General features: G+C 64.6%; 12 protein-coding genes. 3 read left to right on the top strand and 9 right to left on the bottom strand.

Features of this window, described 5'->3' with window-relative positions; translation table 11 throughout:
• From RZE77_RS23475 to RZE77_RS23465, 3 genes are read left to right on the top strand one after another with little or no spacing between them, the layout of a single operon-like run.
• Window positions 1–1845, top strand: a complete 1845-nt coding sequence (locus tag RZE77_RS23475) for a peptidase domain-containing ABC transporter (RefSeq protein WP_319439496.1) — start codon at window positions 1–3, stop codon at window positions 1843–1845.
• 37 nt (window positions 1846–1882) lie between these two features.
• Window positions 1883–3199 carry an HlyD family type I secretion periplasmic adaptor subunit gene (locus tag RZE77_RS23470; protein ID WP_405546408.1) on the top strand — a complete coding sequence of 439 codons (1317 nt, stop codon included), beginning with the start codon at window positions 1883–1885 and terminating at the stop codon, window positions 3197–3199.
• Entirely contained in the window at window positions 3196–4749 is a 1554-nt protein-coding gene (locus RZE77_RS23465; protein ID WP_319439494.1) for a TolC family protein, read from the top strand. The genes RZE77_RS23470 and RZE77_RS23465 overlap by 4 nt, the downstream gene beginning before the upstream one ends.
• 16 nt (window positions 4750–4765) lie before the next feature.
• Here RZE77_RS23465 and RZE77_RS23460 read toward each other — a convergent pair whose 3' ends face one another.
• The 9 genes from RZE77_RS23460 to RZE77_RS23420 are packed head-to-tail and all read right to left on the bottom strand — an operon-like array spanning window position 4766 to window position 13882.
• Window positions 4766–6202: a sigma 54-interacting transcriptional regulator gene (locus tag RZE77_RS23460; RefSeq protein ID WP_319439493.1), complete on the bottom strand. Its 1437-nt coding sequence runs from the start codon at window positions 6200–6202 to the stop codon at window positions 4766–4768.
• A 54-nt stretch (window positions 6203–6256) separates the two neighbouring features.
• Window positions 6257–8233, bottom strand: coding sequence for a TadG family pilus assembly protein (locus tag RZE77_RS23455; protein ID WP_319439492.1), 1977 nt, complete (start codon window positions 8231–8233; stop codon window positions 6257–6259).
• Window position 8234: 1 nt separating this feature from the next.
• Entirely contained in the window at window positions 8235–8711 is a 477-nt protein-coding gene (locus RZE77_RS23450; RefSeq protein WP_319439491.1) for a TadE/TadG family type IV pilus assembly protein, read from the bottom strand.
• Window positions 8712–8716: 5 nt separating this feature from the next.
• Window positions 8717–9190 carry a TadE/TadG family type IV pilus assembly protein gene (locus tag RZE77_RS23445; protein ID WP_307698714.1) on the bottom strand — a complete coding sequence of 158 codons (474 nt, stop codon included), beginning with the start codon at window positions 9188–9190 and terminating at the stop codon, window positions 8717–8719.
• Window positions 9191–9231: 41 nt separating this feature from the next.
• A complete protein-coding gene (locus RZE77_RS23440; RefSeq protein WP_319439490.1) occupies window positions 9232–9657 on the bottom strand; it encodes a DUF3613 domain-containing protein in 426 nt (141 codons plus the stop codon).
• Window positions 9654–10634, bottom strand: coding sequence for a tetratricopeptide repeat protein (locus RZE77_RS23435; RefSeq protein WP_319439489.1), 981 nt, complete (start codon window positions 10632–10634; stop codon window positions 9654–9656). Before RZE77_RS23435 ends, RZE77_RS23440 begins: the two co-directional genes overlap by 4 nt.
• Window positions 10631–11596 carry a type II secretion system F family protein gene (locus RZE77_RS23430; RefSeq protein ID WP_319439488.1) on the bottom strand — a complete coding sequence of 322 codons (966 nt, stop codon included), beginning with the start codon at window positions 11594–11596 and terminating at the stop codon, window positions 10631–10633. The genes RZE77_RS23435 and RZE77_RS23430 overlap by 4 nt, the downstream gene beginning before the upstream one ends.
• The gene (locus RZE77_RS23425) at window positions 11593–12573 is read right to left on the bottom strand and encodes a type II secretion system F family protein (protein ID WP_319439487.1); all 981 of its coding nucleotides are present in this window, start codon (window positions 12571–12573) and stop codon (window positions 11593–11595) included. The genes RZE77_RS23430 and RZE77_RS23425 overlap by 4 nt, the downstream gene beginning before the upstream one ends.
• Entirely contained in the window at window positions 12566–13882 is a 1317-nt protein-coding gene (locus RZE77_RS23420; protein ID WP_319439486.1) for a TadA family conjugal transfer-associated ATPase, read from the bottom strand. The genes RZE77_RS23425 and RZE77_RS23420 overlap by 8 nt, the downstream gene beginning before the upstream one ends.
• Between the last annotated feature and the right edge of the window lie 7 nt (window positions 13883–13889).

Genomic DNA, 13889 nt, shown 5'->3' with positions numbered 1-13889 from the left:
ATGATCAAGTTTCTCTTGCCCAGCCAACTGGTGGCCGAGGTGCCCGAAGAATCAGGTGCGAGCCCGTACGCGGGTGCCCTGCACACCTCGTTCCGGGCCGCCTACCCGCTGGTCAAGAGCGCGGCCTGGCGGTCGCTGCCCATCAGCCTCTTTGGCCTGCTGCCATCGATCTTCCTGCTCCAGGTGTATGACCGCGTGCTGTCGCGCAGCGGCGTCTCGACGCTGGCCGCGCTGGTGTGCGGCATCCTGTTCTTCCTGTGCATCGAGTTCTGGCTGCGTTCGGGGCGTTCGCGCCTGTTGCGCAATGCGGGCGCGATCATCGACCACGGCGTGTCGGGCGCGCTGCTGCATTCGATGCTGAACCGTCCGCTGCGTGCGCTCGAAGCGCGCCCGGCCTCGATCTGGCACCAGTTCTTCCGCGACGTGGCCTCGGTGCGCGGCACCGTCACGGGCGGCTTGGCGCAATCGATCTTCGATCTGCCGATGGCGGTCTTCGCACTGGCCGTGATCGGCATCGTGGCTCTGCCGGTCCTGCCGGTGGTGGTGCTGTTCCTTGCCATCATGGTTTTCCTGGCCTGGTGGTGGGCCGACGAAGTGCGCAGCGGGCGCGTCGAGGAAGTGCAGCGCGGCCGCGGCCTCGACCGCATGACCTCGGAAATCTGCAACGCGCGCGAAACGCTCAAGACGCAGGCCAACGACGGTCCCACCATCGAGATGTGGCGCCAGTCGTACAACTCCTGGCTGAGCGAGAGCTTCAGCAAGAACGGGCAGATCGAAACCGCGCGCGACGGCACCACCGTGCTGATGATGGTCTTCTCGGTCATCGTGGTCACGGTGGGCGCCATTTCGGTGATGGAGCAATGGATGACGGTGGGCGGCCTGGTCGCCTCCAACATGCTGGCCCTCAAGGCGCTGCAGCCGGTGGCCGGCCTCGTCTCGAGCTGGCGCTCGCTGGCCGCCGCCAAGGAAGCGGCCAAGCGGCTCGAGACGGTGCTCGGCGAGCCGGTCGAAAAAGCGCCCACCGGCATGACGCTGCCGCAGCCGCTGGGCCGCGTCACGCTGAAGGACGTGAGCTTCGGCTTCACGGAAGACGCGCACCGGCCGGTGCTGGAGAACGTCGACCTCGACATCGGCCCGGGCGGGCTGCACGTGATCGTCGGGCGCAACGGCGCCGGCAAGTCGACGCTGGTCAAGCTGCTCTCGGGCCTGTACGCGCCCACGCGCGGTGTCATCAGCATCGGCGAGTACGACCTTTCGCAGTTCGGCCGCGAAGAGCTCTCGCGCTGGATCAGCTACCTGTCGCAGGAGGTGTACTGGTTCGGCGGCCCGCTGATCGACACCATGCGCCGCACGGCCCCGGGCCAGAGCGACGAGCAGGTGGTGGCGGCCTGCAAGCTCTCGGGCGCGCACGACTTCATCTCGCGCATGCCCGACGGCTACCGCACCGTGGTGGGCGAAGGCGGCACGGGCCTGTCGGTGGGCGAGCGGCGCAAGCTTGCGCTGGCCATGAGCTTCCTGCGCAAGCCCTCGGTGCTGGTGCTCGACGAGCCCAGCAACGACCTGGACTTCCAGAGCGAGCGCACCCTGCTGGCCACGCTGCTCGCGGTGGCCAAGGTGCGCACCGTGGTGGTGGTCACGCATTCGCTTCGCATCGTGTCGGCGGCCAGCGTGGTCTACCACGTGACGGGGCAGGGCAACGTCGAACAGGGCACGGCCGCCGTCATGGTGCCGAAGCTCTTCGGCGTGAAGAAGGCGCTGGTGGCGCTCCCCGATTCCACCGCGGGCGAGGACGATGCCGAGGCGCATTCGCAGCAGGGCGCCGCCGCCAACCGTTCCATGGCTTGAGCAGCCGATCGATCGAAGAGTAATTGGGGACCGCGACTTGAAATCAGATTTGCCGCAGATACTTCAGGACGAGGATCACAAGCGCGCGGCGCAGACAGGGCCCGAGGGCAAGCGCCGCCAGTGGGTGATTGGCGGCGCGGTCGCGCTGCTGGCCGTTGTGGGCCTGGGCTTTCCCATGGAAACCGTGGTGGTGGCGCCGGGCCGCGTGATTCCGTCGGACCGCGTCAAGTCGATCCAGCATCTGGAAGGCGGCATCGTCAGCAACGTGCTGGTCAAGGAAGGCGACAGGGTCACGCAGGGCCAGTCGCTGGTGGAGATCGACCTGGGCGGCAGCGGCCTCAATTTCGAGGAACTCACCGCGCGCCATGCCGCCACGCAGGCCACCCGCATCCGTCTCATGGCCGAGAGCCGCGGCCAGCCGCTCAAGCGCGAGAGCTTTGCCGCCGACATCGACGAGAGCGTGCTCGACGGCGAAACCGGCGCCTACGAAGCGCGCGCGCTCGAGCAGCGCGGCGTGATGGCCGGCGCGGTGTCCGGCCTGGAGGGGGCGCGCAGCAAGCTGCTCGAGCAGCAGGCCAAGGTCAAGGGCCTGAACGACCGCCTCGCATTGATGCAGAAGGAACTCGAGATCTCCGAGCAGCTGCTCAGTGAAAAGCTGGTCGGCCAGGTCGAGGTGCTCGAGAAGCGTCGACTGGTCGAAGGCGTGCGAAGCGAGCTGGCCGTGGCGCGCCAGGGCGCCATATCCGCAAGCGCCGCCATCACCGAGGCCCAGGCCAAGATGGCCGAGGCCGAAGGCCGCTTCCGGCGCCGCGCGTCCGACGAGCTGGCCGCCGTGGAGCGCCAGTTCGCCAGCCTGAACGAAGACCTCGCGCGCGCACGCACCCAGCGCTCCCGCACCATGGTGAAGGCGCCCGCCGACGGCATCGTCAAGGGGCTGCGCAGCGCCAGCCCGGGCTGGGTCATCAAGCCCGGCGAAGCCATCATGGAGGTGGTGCCCGACAAGGACGAGATCATGATCGAGGCGCGCCTGAACCCGAACGACCGCGGCTTCGTCGAGATCGGCCAGGCGGCGCGCGTCAAGATCACGGCCTACGACTACCTGCGCTACGGCGCGGTCGAAGGCAAGGTCACCCTGGTGGCGGCCGATGCCGACCGCGACCCGGCCATTGCCAATTCGGCGCCGTACTACCGCATCCTCATCAGCACCGACCAGGCCTACGTGGGGCGCGAAGAAAACCGCGTCACCGCCGGCATGGAGTCGGAGGTCGACCTGAAGGTGGGCACCGATCCGTTCATCTGGTACATCCTGCGTCCCGTGCTCAAGCTGCGGCGCGAAGCCTTCCGCGAACCATGATGGGCCGCAACGTGGCTGGCCGGCGCCGAACGGGCACCGGTGTTCTTTGTGCAGTGCTGTGCGCGAGCTTTGCGCTTCCTCCTGGCGCCATGGCGCAGGAGGCGCCCGCGCAGTTGCAGCCGGCGCGCCGCCTTTCCGCGCCATCGATCGGCGCTGCCAGCTATGCGCAGCGCGTGAAGCAGGCGCTCATTGCGCTGTCGCAGGACTACCCTGAAGTGCAGACCGCGCAGGCCGCCGCCAACACCAGCAGCTTTGGCGTGGACGCCGCCAAGAAGGCCCGCTACCCGCGCTTCAAGATGGGCACCGCCTCCGGCACCTACAACAGCGGCGCGGACAACGCCAAGACCGAGAACTACACCGTGCTGACCGCCGAGGCGCGCCTGAGCCTGATCGACGGCGGCGCCATGAGCGCGGCGGTGCGCGCCGCCGAGGCCGGCAACCAGGCCGACGGCGAGGCCGTCGTCACCACCTCGCAGAAGGTGGTGCTCGATGCGCTGACCGCCTACCTGCAGGTGCAGCGCTACGACCTCAAGAAGCAGATCGCGCGCAAGTCGACCGAGGTGGTGGCCGAGCTCTCCAAGGCCGAGGCCCGCCGCGTGGCGCTGGGCGCCGCCGGCGAGAACGACCTGAACATGGCGGCCGCGCGCCGCGCCAGCGTGGCCGCGCGCGAGTCCGACTTCCAGGCGCAGCGCGACGAGGCGCTGGCCAAGTTCAACACCTACTTCAGGTTCACGCCCAATACCGATTCGCTGCCCGTGCTGGCGGCGCCCGCGTACTGGCGCATCGCTTCGCAGGAAGAGGCCCTGCGCCGCGCCGAGGAGCGCAGCACCGAAATCGCCGAAGCCAAGGGCCGCGTGGCGCGCGCCCAGGCCCTGGTCGACCAGCAGGAGGCCAGCATCTGGCCGACCGTGGACGCCGTGGTCGTCAAGAGCAAGGACCCGCGCGGCGTGTCGCCGCAAGACCCGACGCGCGCGGCCTTCGAGCTCAACTGGAACTTCGGCAACGGCTTCGACCGCCAGCTGCGTCTGAAGTCGGCCCTGGCCGAAGTCGCCAACCAGGAAGCCAAGCTCGAAGGCGTGAAGCTCAACCTGCTGGAACTCACCTCGGCCTCATGGGCGCGCACCGTGTCCGGACGCGAGCGCGAGCGGCAACTGATGGAAGCCGTCAGCACGTCGGGCCAGGCCTTCCGCGGGCGCCGCCGGCTGATGGAGTTCGGCCGCGAAACACTGCCCGCCGTGCTCGACGCGCAGCTCGACTACTACAACCTGCTGTTCGACTACGTCGACGCCGTGTTCGACCTGCGCATCACCGAGCTGCGCCTGGCGCGCACCACCGGCGAGCTGCGCATCGACCCCGAAGCGAGCAATTCCTGGATCGACCGCATCTTCGGCCCGCCGAACCGGCCCGCGCTGAGCGAAGACGGCCTGCTCACCGCGCTGTGCATCTCGAGCAACGCAGGCTGCGCCAGCGAGCCCGTGGCCGACCGTGGTGCCACCGCAACCGCGGCCAACCCGCCGCTGCGCCGGGCCGCGCGGCTGGCGAACCGCTAGTCAAACCGGGGTGGGTTCAGGCGTCCTCGGGGATGCCGGGCTCGCCGTCGAGGATCTGGTACTTGCGCATCTTCTCCCACAGCACCTTGCGGCTGATGCCCAGGTGCTGCGCGGTGTCCTGGCGCTTCCAGTCGTTGATCTCCAGCGCCGCGATGATGCGGTTGCGCTCGCTGCTGTTCCATCCCTTGCGCTCGCCATTGCCGTCGAGCGCCACGCCGTTCATCGTGCCGCCGCCATGATGGCCGTTGCGCTCCGCAGCAGCGCCTGCTGCCAGCGTCGGTGTGCCGCGCGTGAGCGCGATGGCGCGCTGGATCAGGTTCTGGTCCCAGCTGTGCAGCTGCCGCGCGATCACGCCCACCCGCTCGGCCAGGTTGCGCAGCTGCCGCACGTTGCCGGGAAAGTAGGTCTCCGCCACCGCATCGCTGAGCCAGTGCGGTGTTTCGCCGATCGTCTCGAGCTCGTCGCCCAGCACATTGGCCAGCAGCGCCTTGAAGATCGCGATCTTGTCGATCTCCCCGCGCTCCTCCAGGCTGGGCACATGCAGCTCGATCACCGCGAGCCGGTAGAACAGGTCGGCGCGGAATTCGCCGCTCGCCACCATCTCGCGCAGGTTGCGGTTGGTGGCCGCCACCAGCCGAAAGTCGACCCGGATCGGCGCCGTGGCACCCAGCCGCGTGACCGCGTTGTCTTCCAGCACGCGCAGCAGCTTCACCTGCTGGTAGCGCGGCAGATCGCCGATCTCGTCGAGGAACAGCGTGCCGCCCGTGGCCTGCTCGAAGTAGCCGCGGTGCGCATGCACGGCGCCCGTGAACGAGCCCTTGGTGTGGCCGAAGAAGAGCGATTCGAAGAGGCCATCAGGAATCGCGCCGCAATTCACCGCCACGAACGCGCCCTTGCTGTAGTGCTGGTGCCCCAGGTGCAGCTGCTGCGCGATGCGCTCCTTGCCCACGCCCGTTTCGCCGCGCACCAGCACGCTGTGGTTGCAATCGGCAAAGGCACCCACTTCGGCCAGCAGCGACTTCATCGCGTCTGAATGTGCCACCAGCACATCGGGCGCCTGCGGCGCCACGTCGCGCGCACGCAGCTGCCGCACCAGCTTGGCCACCATCGTGCGCAGCTCGGCGCAGGTGAAGTCGTAGGGCAGCACGTGCAGGTACTCGGGCGGATAGGTGCGCGAGTCCCGCTCCCGCGAGGCGGCAGCCACCCAGATCACCGGCATGCCCTGCAGCAGCTCGGTGGCATGCGCCAAGCCGCCGCTGTCGATGACCGTAACGCTGAGGATGGCCACCGAAGGCCGAAGCGCAGTGCCGCGATCCTGCTGCGGAGGCGGCAAGCCATCGGCCCGGATCACCTCCACGTCGAAGCTCGCCATGCACCGCGCGATACGGTCGAGGATGTCGGCCTTGCCTTCCCAGACAAAGAGGTCGAGTTCGTCGAAGTTGGAGGCACTCATCGAGACGCTGTTTTCAAAGTTTCACGGGCTAGAAGGGGGATACGTAGTGTTGTCTCAATAGACCAGCCGTGCATTGCCGTCGCAACTGGCAGAGAGGAGTTGAACATCCGCATATCCGATCTGAATGCCGAGCGTCTTGAGTAGCGGTGCCACGGCAGTGTCGAGTAGCTGAAGTACTGGTGTCAGCACAACGTTGAGGACGCCCAGCACGCCATTGACGATGGAAATCAAGTTGTTCACTAGAGCGTCCAGCACGAGGCTAAGCGGGCCAGCATTGATGCCTAGGACCGTGAGGCCCGATGTATCAAGTTGGACGTCCAGGGCTCCCGAGCTGAGGGCACTTGCTATCGCTGCACTAAGTTTCTGCTCCGTCCCGACGGTGCGAGTCAGGTTCTGCTCGGACGCTGGAATGGTGGGATCGAATCTGTAGTCCAACGAACTCCTCGTTATCGGACCTGAGCTTGGAACGGAGACATCGAGTTTTGCCTGCAAATCAATTGGGGCCTTGACCACCGGGATCAGGCCGAGCAGGACTTTGACTTCCGCCTCAAGTTTCAACAAACTAACCCGCTCTTTCGGCAAAGATTCCCACGGATTGGATCTATTGGTAAATGCTGTGGGAACCTTGCCGATAAAGATGTGCGCCAAGCTTGGGGCGGCTTTAATCTCGACGTCGTACTTTCCGTCAGGGGCATCGCATCGTACCGCCGCCAGTTCGGCATCACCTGAGGCAATCTCCACGTAGATCGGTAGTTCAGCTAGCTGACCCGACGGCAGGGAGACCTTCAGACTTACGATCGGGAGAAAAGGGGGCAGATCGATATTGAGCAGATCATTTTTTCCGCCCAGCGGCGTCAGAATTTTAGTTTCCAGCAGAACTCGAATCTGGCCTGTATGTGCCTTGGTCTTCGCGGTAATACCATCGGCATAGTAGCCAGGAGGACCGACAGCTATGCTCGGCGCCTCGATGACCTTAGCTTGGAGTGCCACATTCGCAAGAGGATCAAGTGGGATCTGGGATTTCGTCGTAATGGCAGATTGACTATCCGCTATCTGCAAGGCGACCAACAGAAGGTTCAATGCGTTGACGTTCGCGTTCAAGGCTGTGCGAGGATCAGTGGTATTGAGATCCATGCTCAGCAATCCAGCCTTGTTGGCGGCGGTCTGTAGCAAGTTGATGTTGACATCTTCGAGGTGAAGTCCTCCGGTCAGCGTCAAAATCCCATTCAAAACGCTGGTTGCGAGGGCGACCGTTGCGCTGTCGTTGTTTTGCGGAAGCACCTTGATCGCGGCATTGAGCAACTGCGCCAAATTAACGTTGGCGCTAGCCAACTGTGAATACGTGCCCACATTGAGGCCTAGGGCATCCGTGATCCCGAGCAGGTTGAGCTTGGTATTAAGTAAACCGGTGTAGTCAGCAATGCTCAGGTTGACGGTTGTTCCCAACAGCATGCTCAGTACTTGATTAAGCAACCCTTCGTTCAGCCGCGCGACTCCACTCCCGATCGATATTGCACCGAGGGGTTCGTTTAGCGAAGCAACCGCCTGGACGCAGATGGTGCGACTGGCCTGAAAGAAGGGGAACAACGTCGGTGGAGCTTTCTCTATTCGCACACGAAGAGAATTCTTTGTTGACGCATCAGGAAGAAAGTGATCGTCTACATTGGAAAAGCAGCCCGCATTAGCTGGTGTTGTATTCGACGATGCCCAGTGACCGCATTCCGGTTGTTGAAGCACGAGGCCTGGCATGTTCTGACCTGCATTGGCAACGGCAGCCCCTTGTGCGGTGCCACATACGTCAGTGCCTCCCAAAGGCACAAGCTTCTGCGCACCGGCCAATGCGGCCAGATCCACAGTCTTCTGAAACTCGCGCTTCATGTAGAACAGATATCCCAACTCCGCGCCCACGAGCGTGATCACGATCAGGCTCAGCGCGATGGCCGTGTTGATGATGATCGATCCACGAGCGCGTCGTTGCATGGTCGATCGCGGTGCCGGGCGCATCGATAGTGTGTTCATGCCGAGAGCCATGTCATGAGGCCTTGAGCGCCACGGTGGCGCTGCTTCGCAATTGATCGGGCACCCAACTGGTATCGAACAACGACACCAGCGGCAGGATGGGGTTGTCCTTGTAGCGATAGGTGACGGTCACCACGGCGCAGCTTGGCTCACCTGGGCATGCGGCGAGCAGGATGGAGATCAGGCCTGGGGTGCTGCTTGTACAGGTTGACGATGGAACAGCGAGCGAGCGCGCCAGCGAGCCGGAAACGGCTTGGCACACGTTACCTTGAGTCGGCGGTTGCGGCATCAGCATCGCCGCGCGAGCCCCCTCTTCTGCGGCGCGCGAGATGGCTTGCTGCGTGTAGAAAATTGCACCGAAGGTCACCACCCCATACAGCGCAATGAACAGCAGTATGAAGACGAAAGCGAACTCGATGGCGGCAATGCCGCGTTGACGCTTGGCTGTACGGGTGCTGCGCCGCGGTCGTCGGGGGTTGAGGGCAGACATGGTTCTCACCTCAGCTCCAGCAGCATGCTAGCTTTGCCGGCGATCTGGTCGGGAACGGCGAAGCCCGGCAAGGGGGGCAGCAGCGATCCAAGATTGTTGGCCTGCACGACAACGTGGACCTGGCACCGTTGGCTCCATGAGGGGCCACAGTTGACTGCGGGGCACAGGTCGAGTCCCGCCGCACCTTCCACATGGCAGATGGAAACGACCGGTGGCATCACCAGAGGCATCCAGTCGCTGCGGGCGGTGGCGACTGTCGTCGCCCGGGCCACGCGAGCCCCGAGGTCGCTTTGGTATTGCAGCGCCGCCCGCGCCCCATCCTCCGCCGCGTTCTGCAAACCCAGCCGAAACGCGAACAACATGCCGTAGCAGATGACGGCGTAGAGGATGGTGAAAAAAATCAGGAACACCATGGCGAACTCGATCGCGTAGACACCGCGCTGGCAGCGCGGCGAGGGGAGTGCACGGTTCGTCCTCATGGTGTGGTCTGTGGGCGCGATGCGTCGAAAGCGGCAGTGTCCTACTTGGTGTTGCCGCCACCAGTCGATGTCTTGACTGTCGAGCTCATGTGCTCCGGAATGGGGTGCTCGAAGCTCTTCAAGTAACGCTCGTAGCTGCGACCGGCGACACTTCCCGCGATAGGCCGGGCCGTCTTCGACGCGACCTCTCCGCTTCGCTGCCAGGCGAAAAGGTTCGACGTCGCATCGCCAACCTGAAGCGGCAGGCTGTAGGTTTCTTCTTCCTCTTCCACAACGGCCTGGGTCTGCGTTGTCGGCTTCGCGGCGGCATCATCGATGGCCGGAGCTGCGGTGCTACTGGTGCCGCCTTGAGTGGAACCTGCGCTGGCGGTCTGCGCAGAGGCTGCCGCCGTCATGAAGCAAAAGGCTGCGGCCAGCACGCAGGCGGACAGCGTGGAAAGCCGATGGGCAAGCTCGTTGTGGTTCATGGGGTCCCTCGTGGTGAGGTCGGGTTCGGTGAAAGAGGTGTGCCTGCGGCCGAGACCGGCGGGTTCAACTGGTTGGCAGTGCGCGCGCCGCCCATCCCGGCCCAGCGCGCAGGCTTGAGTGCGAGCGGGCCGGAGACCGGGTCGTCGCGCAGCGCCGTAGGCGCCCCGTTCGAAGCGATGGCGGATGCCGATGTCGATACAGAGGTGACGACGGGGGACCGCACGGCCGAACCCCCTGCGGCTCGCATCTGCAATGCAGCTGCGCGCACGGCAGCGCGCGTGGCTTCGGGCATGCGGTTCGCCTCCATCAGGGCTGTGGCTTGATCCTGTTGGTGTGTCATTTCGAAATAGAGGGCCAGATTGGCTTGTGCCTGTTTGCTGTCCGGCTGCAACTGCAAGGCCTGCATCAGCGGCAGACGTGCTTCCTCAACCTGGCCAGCGCGAAGGCTCGCATAGCCCAGATCGCTCAACAGCAATGCATCGGTTGGCGTTCGGCGCTGCGCCTGCTTGAGCAACTGGACTGCCTCGGCATAGTGGCCACCTGCGCCGGCCAGCAGGCCCAGGCCTCTGTAGCCCGCACTCTCCTGTGGCGTGGCCAGCAAGCGCTTGTAGGCGATTTCAGCACCTTCAGCTTGGCCGGTCTGGCGCAGCGCGTCGGCGCGCACGCGCGTGGATTCGGGCGATACACCCCAGCGTCGTTCAAGCGCGTCAATGTGCGCGAGAGAGGCAAACCACAGGTCTTCCTTCTGCATCTGCTCGACGAGCTTGAGATAGGTTGCTTGGGTGTCTACGGTCGCCCCTGCTTTGGTGTCCGCTGCAGCTTCGGCGGCCATGCGCTGTTGCGCGTCCGCGCTGGCGGCGTACTGATCCTTGATGCCCGCGCAGCCGGTGAAGGCGAGAGCCGCTACGCCCGCGGAGGCGAAAGCCAGCACGCGACGCACAGCGGGCGAGCAAGTGCAAAAGTCCAGCGTTTTCATTTGGCGACAGCTCCCAGTGATCGGAATATCGCGATGAAGCCTGGTCCTGCTGTGACGATGACCAGCGCCGGCATCAGCGTGGACACCATGACGGCGGTCATCTTCACCGTGATCTTCCCGATTTTTTCCTTCATTTCGGAACGCCGGTGTTCGCGCAGCCGGTCGCTGAAGATGCGCAACGGCTCCTGCACGGCGCCGCCGTGTTTGTCGACCTGCACCAGCAAGGACACGAGCCCTCGGAGGTTCTCGTTCTTATGCAAGGTCGCGAGGCGCTGCAACGAGTGCTCGCGACTTCGACCGCGGCTGTACTGGTTGTTGGCCAAACTCAGCTCGTAGCCGAGCACGCGCAGCACGTGCGAGAAGTCACTGGCCATGATCTGCAGGCTCTGGTCCAGGCTCAGCCCAACCCCTTGGAGAAGGCGCAGCAAATCAATAAAGAGCGGAAGCTCCTGATTCGCGCGCTCGCGCCGCGTGGCAGCAAAACGGCCGAGCACCCATTTCGGCGCCATGAAGCCAATGGCGAACGCGGCCGCAAGGACGATAACGACGGTGCGCTGTGAATGGCCCGCGCTCCATAGAACATAGGCGAGAAATGGAAGAAGGAACGCAAGAAAAACACGAGCCACCAGAAAGACCAATTGCGCCCGCTTCGAGGAAAGGCCGCATTGGTCGATGAGGTTGCGGTCTTCATCCGCCACGAGCGTCCGGCCGAGCCGTGAATCGAGCCAGTGAAACGGCAGCTCGATATCGGACTTCGTCGAGGCGCCAGCCTCTCCTTCCACATTGGCGGGAGCTTTCGACAGGTCCGGAGCTTCCACGACTTGATGAATGGCGCGGCCGATAACCTTTCCGCTGCGCGCGCGACGCAGTTCGGCCGCAATCAGTGCGCCTGCTCCTGCCATGAGCCCTAGCGCGAGTAACGCCAGGCTAAGAACGGCGAGTTGATTGGGCGACAACGTCATGACAGTCTCGCCAATCGATAAAGGAGGGCGGCGCCGATCAGCTGAAGGCCCGCCGAGGAGAAGATCAGCATGCGACCTGTATCGTCATTCCACATCCCTACGAAGTAGTCGGGATTGGCCATGATGAGGAAGGCGCCCACGCCCACGGGGAGCAGCCCCAGGACCCACGCCGAAAGGCGGGTTTCCGATGACATGGCAACCAACTCGTGCTCCGCCTGCTCGCGGTCGCGCATGAAGTTGCCTACACGCTCCAGCAGCAGATCGGCGCGGCCGCCATAGCGCACACCCAGGCCGAGGATGGAGGCCAATAGGAACATCTCGTCGATGCGGACACTGCTGGCTGTCTGGTGCAGTGCACGGTCCAGTTCCATCCCCGCACGCACGAGCGATGCCGCGCGTTCCAACTGGCCGCGCAACGGAGCCTCCGTTGTGGCAATCGCCAGCTGGAAGGCCGCTTGTGTGGAGTTGCCGATGGTGATCAATCGCACCATTGCGTCGATGTAGCCAGGCAGCTGGCTCACCAGCTTGCGGCGGAACTTTTGCAGCCGCAGCCAGATTGCGAAGACCGCGAGGAGTGCCAATAAAGTGAGCGCACTCAACGCTGCAATCCAGCCGCCGAACAGACCCGCAAGAGCCGCCAGCACCACGATGGCAACCAAGCCCAGCGCGGCCATGCGCGGCTCGATCACGCCAATCAGGCGGTCGGGCATTGCTTTTTCAAGAAGCCCAACGGGTTCAGAAGCCGCGGCGCTTGCATCGGTCTCGAGCCACGGGTCGGTCATGAGCCCATCGCTGGGCAGATCCCTCAAAGGCATGGGCGCTTGCACTGCAGCCGCCGTGCTGGCCAGAATCTGCTGGTTCAGATGCCGTGCCGCTGTCTGGCGCGCCTGGCGCCCCTTTGCCCACTGCCACAGCAGCAGCCCCGCGGCTGCAAGCAGCAACGCGATGCAAGCCACCGCCAGCAGGACCTTAGCCACGGTTGTCTCCCTGCTGCGCGCGCGCCAGCGACTGGCGGAAGCGCGTGATCTTGGGCGAATGCGGTGCAATGCCCAGCGACACCCAGCGATCGCGTTCTTCGCCATCGGGCGAGGCAATCGGTTCGTAGCGGTAGAGCTCCTGCATCGCAACCACGTTGTCGTTGACGCCGGTGACTTCGCTCAACGAAAGAATGCGGCGCTGGCCGCTCGAAAGACGCCCGATCTGCACGATGAAATCGATGGCATTGGCAATCTGCCGGCGCAGGCTCACTTCGCTGCCCTGGTAGCCTGCAAAGCCCGCGAGCATTTCAAGGCGGTAGAGGCATTCACGCGGCGAGCTCGCGTGGATGGTGCCCATCGACCCTTCGTGGCCCGTGTTCATCGCCTGCATCATCTCGATCACTTCGGCACCGCGCACTTCGCCCACGATGATCCGGTCGGGCCGCATGCGCAGGCTGTTGCGCAGGAGGTCGCGGATCGACACCACGCCCGTGCCATCGAAGCCGCCGGGGCGGCTTTCGAGCCGGACGACGTGGCTGGTGCCCAGCGACAACTCCGCCGTGTCTTCGATGGTGATGACGCGTTCGCGCGCAGGAATGAAGGTGGCAAGCGCATTGAGCAGCGAGGTCTTGCCCGAGCTGGTGCCGCCGCTCACAAGGATGTTGCAACGCGCCCGCACGGCAATCTCCAGCAACTGCGCCATGCCGGCGTCGAAGGTGCCGAGCTTCACCAGGTCGGCCGGCGTGAGCGGCTCCTTGCGGAACTTGCGGATCGAGACCGAGAGCCCGTCGATGGCCAGCGGTTCGATGATCACGTTGATGCGGCCACCGTCGGGCAGCCGCGCATCGACCATGGGGTTCGACTCATCCAGCCGGCGCCCGAGCGGTGCGAGGATGCGGCGCACGATGCGCATCACATGCTCTGCATCGGCAAAGCGCACGGTCTCGCGCTCCAGCATGCCGTGGCGCGACACGTACACGTTCTGGTAGCCGTTGATCAAGATGTCTTCGACCGCAGGATCGTTGAGCAGATCTTCCAGCGGCCCGAAGCCCGCAAGCTCCTTGGTCAATGCATCGGAGATGAGCTGCATCTCGCGGTCGTTGATCGGCACGCGGCGCAGGCGCACGAAGCTGTCGACCTCCAGTTCGACAAACTGCTGGATCGAGGCGCGCGACCAGCGGCCGAACTCCGCGCCAAGCTCCTCGATGCGGCTCAGCAGGTGGTCGTGCGTCCAGCTCTTGATGTCCTGAAACTGCTGGGAATTGATGAACGCCTGGTCGTCGTCGGCGAATTCGAGATCGTTGGACATGGGGCGG

It is taken from the genome of Variovorax sp. SPNA7, assembly GCF_033807855.1.
Classification (GTDB): Bacteria; Pseudomonadota; Gammaproteobacteria; order Burkholderiales; family Burkholderiaceae_C; genus Variovorax; species Variovorax beijingensis.
Note: the sequence above shows the minus strand (reverse complement) of the source record. Positions and strands in the feature narration are given on the sequence as shown.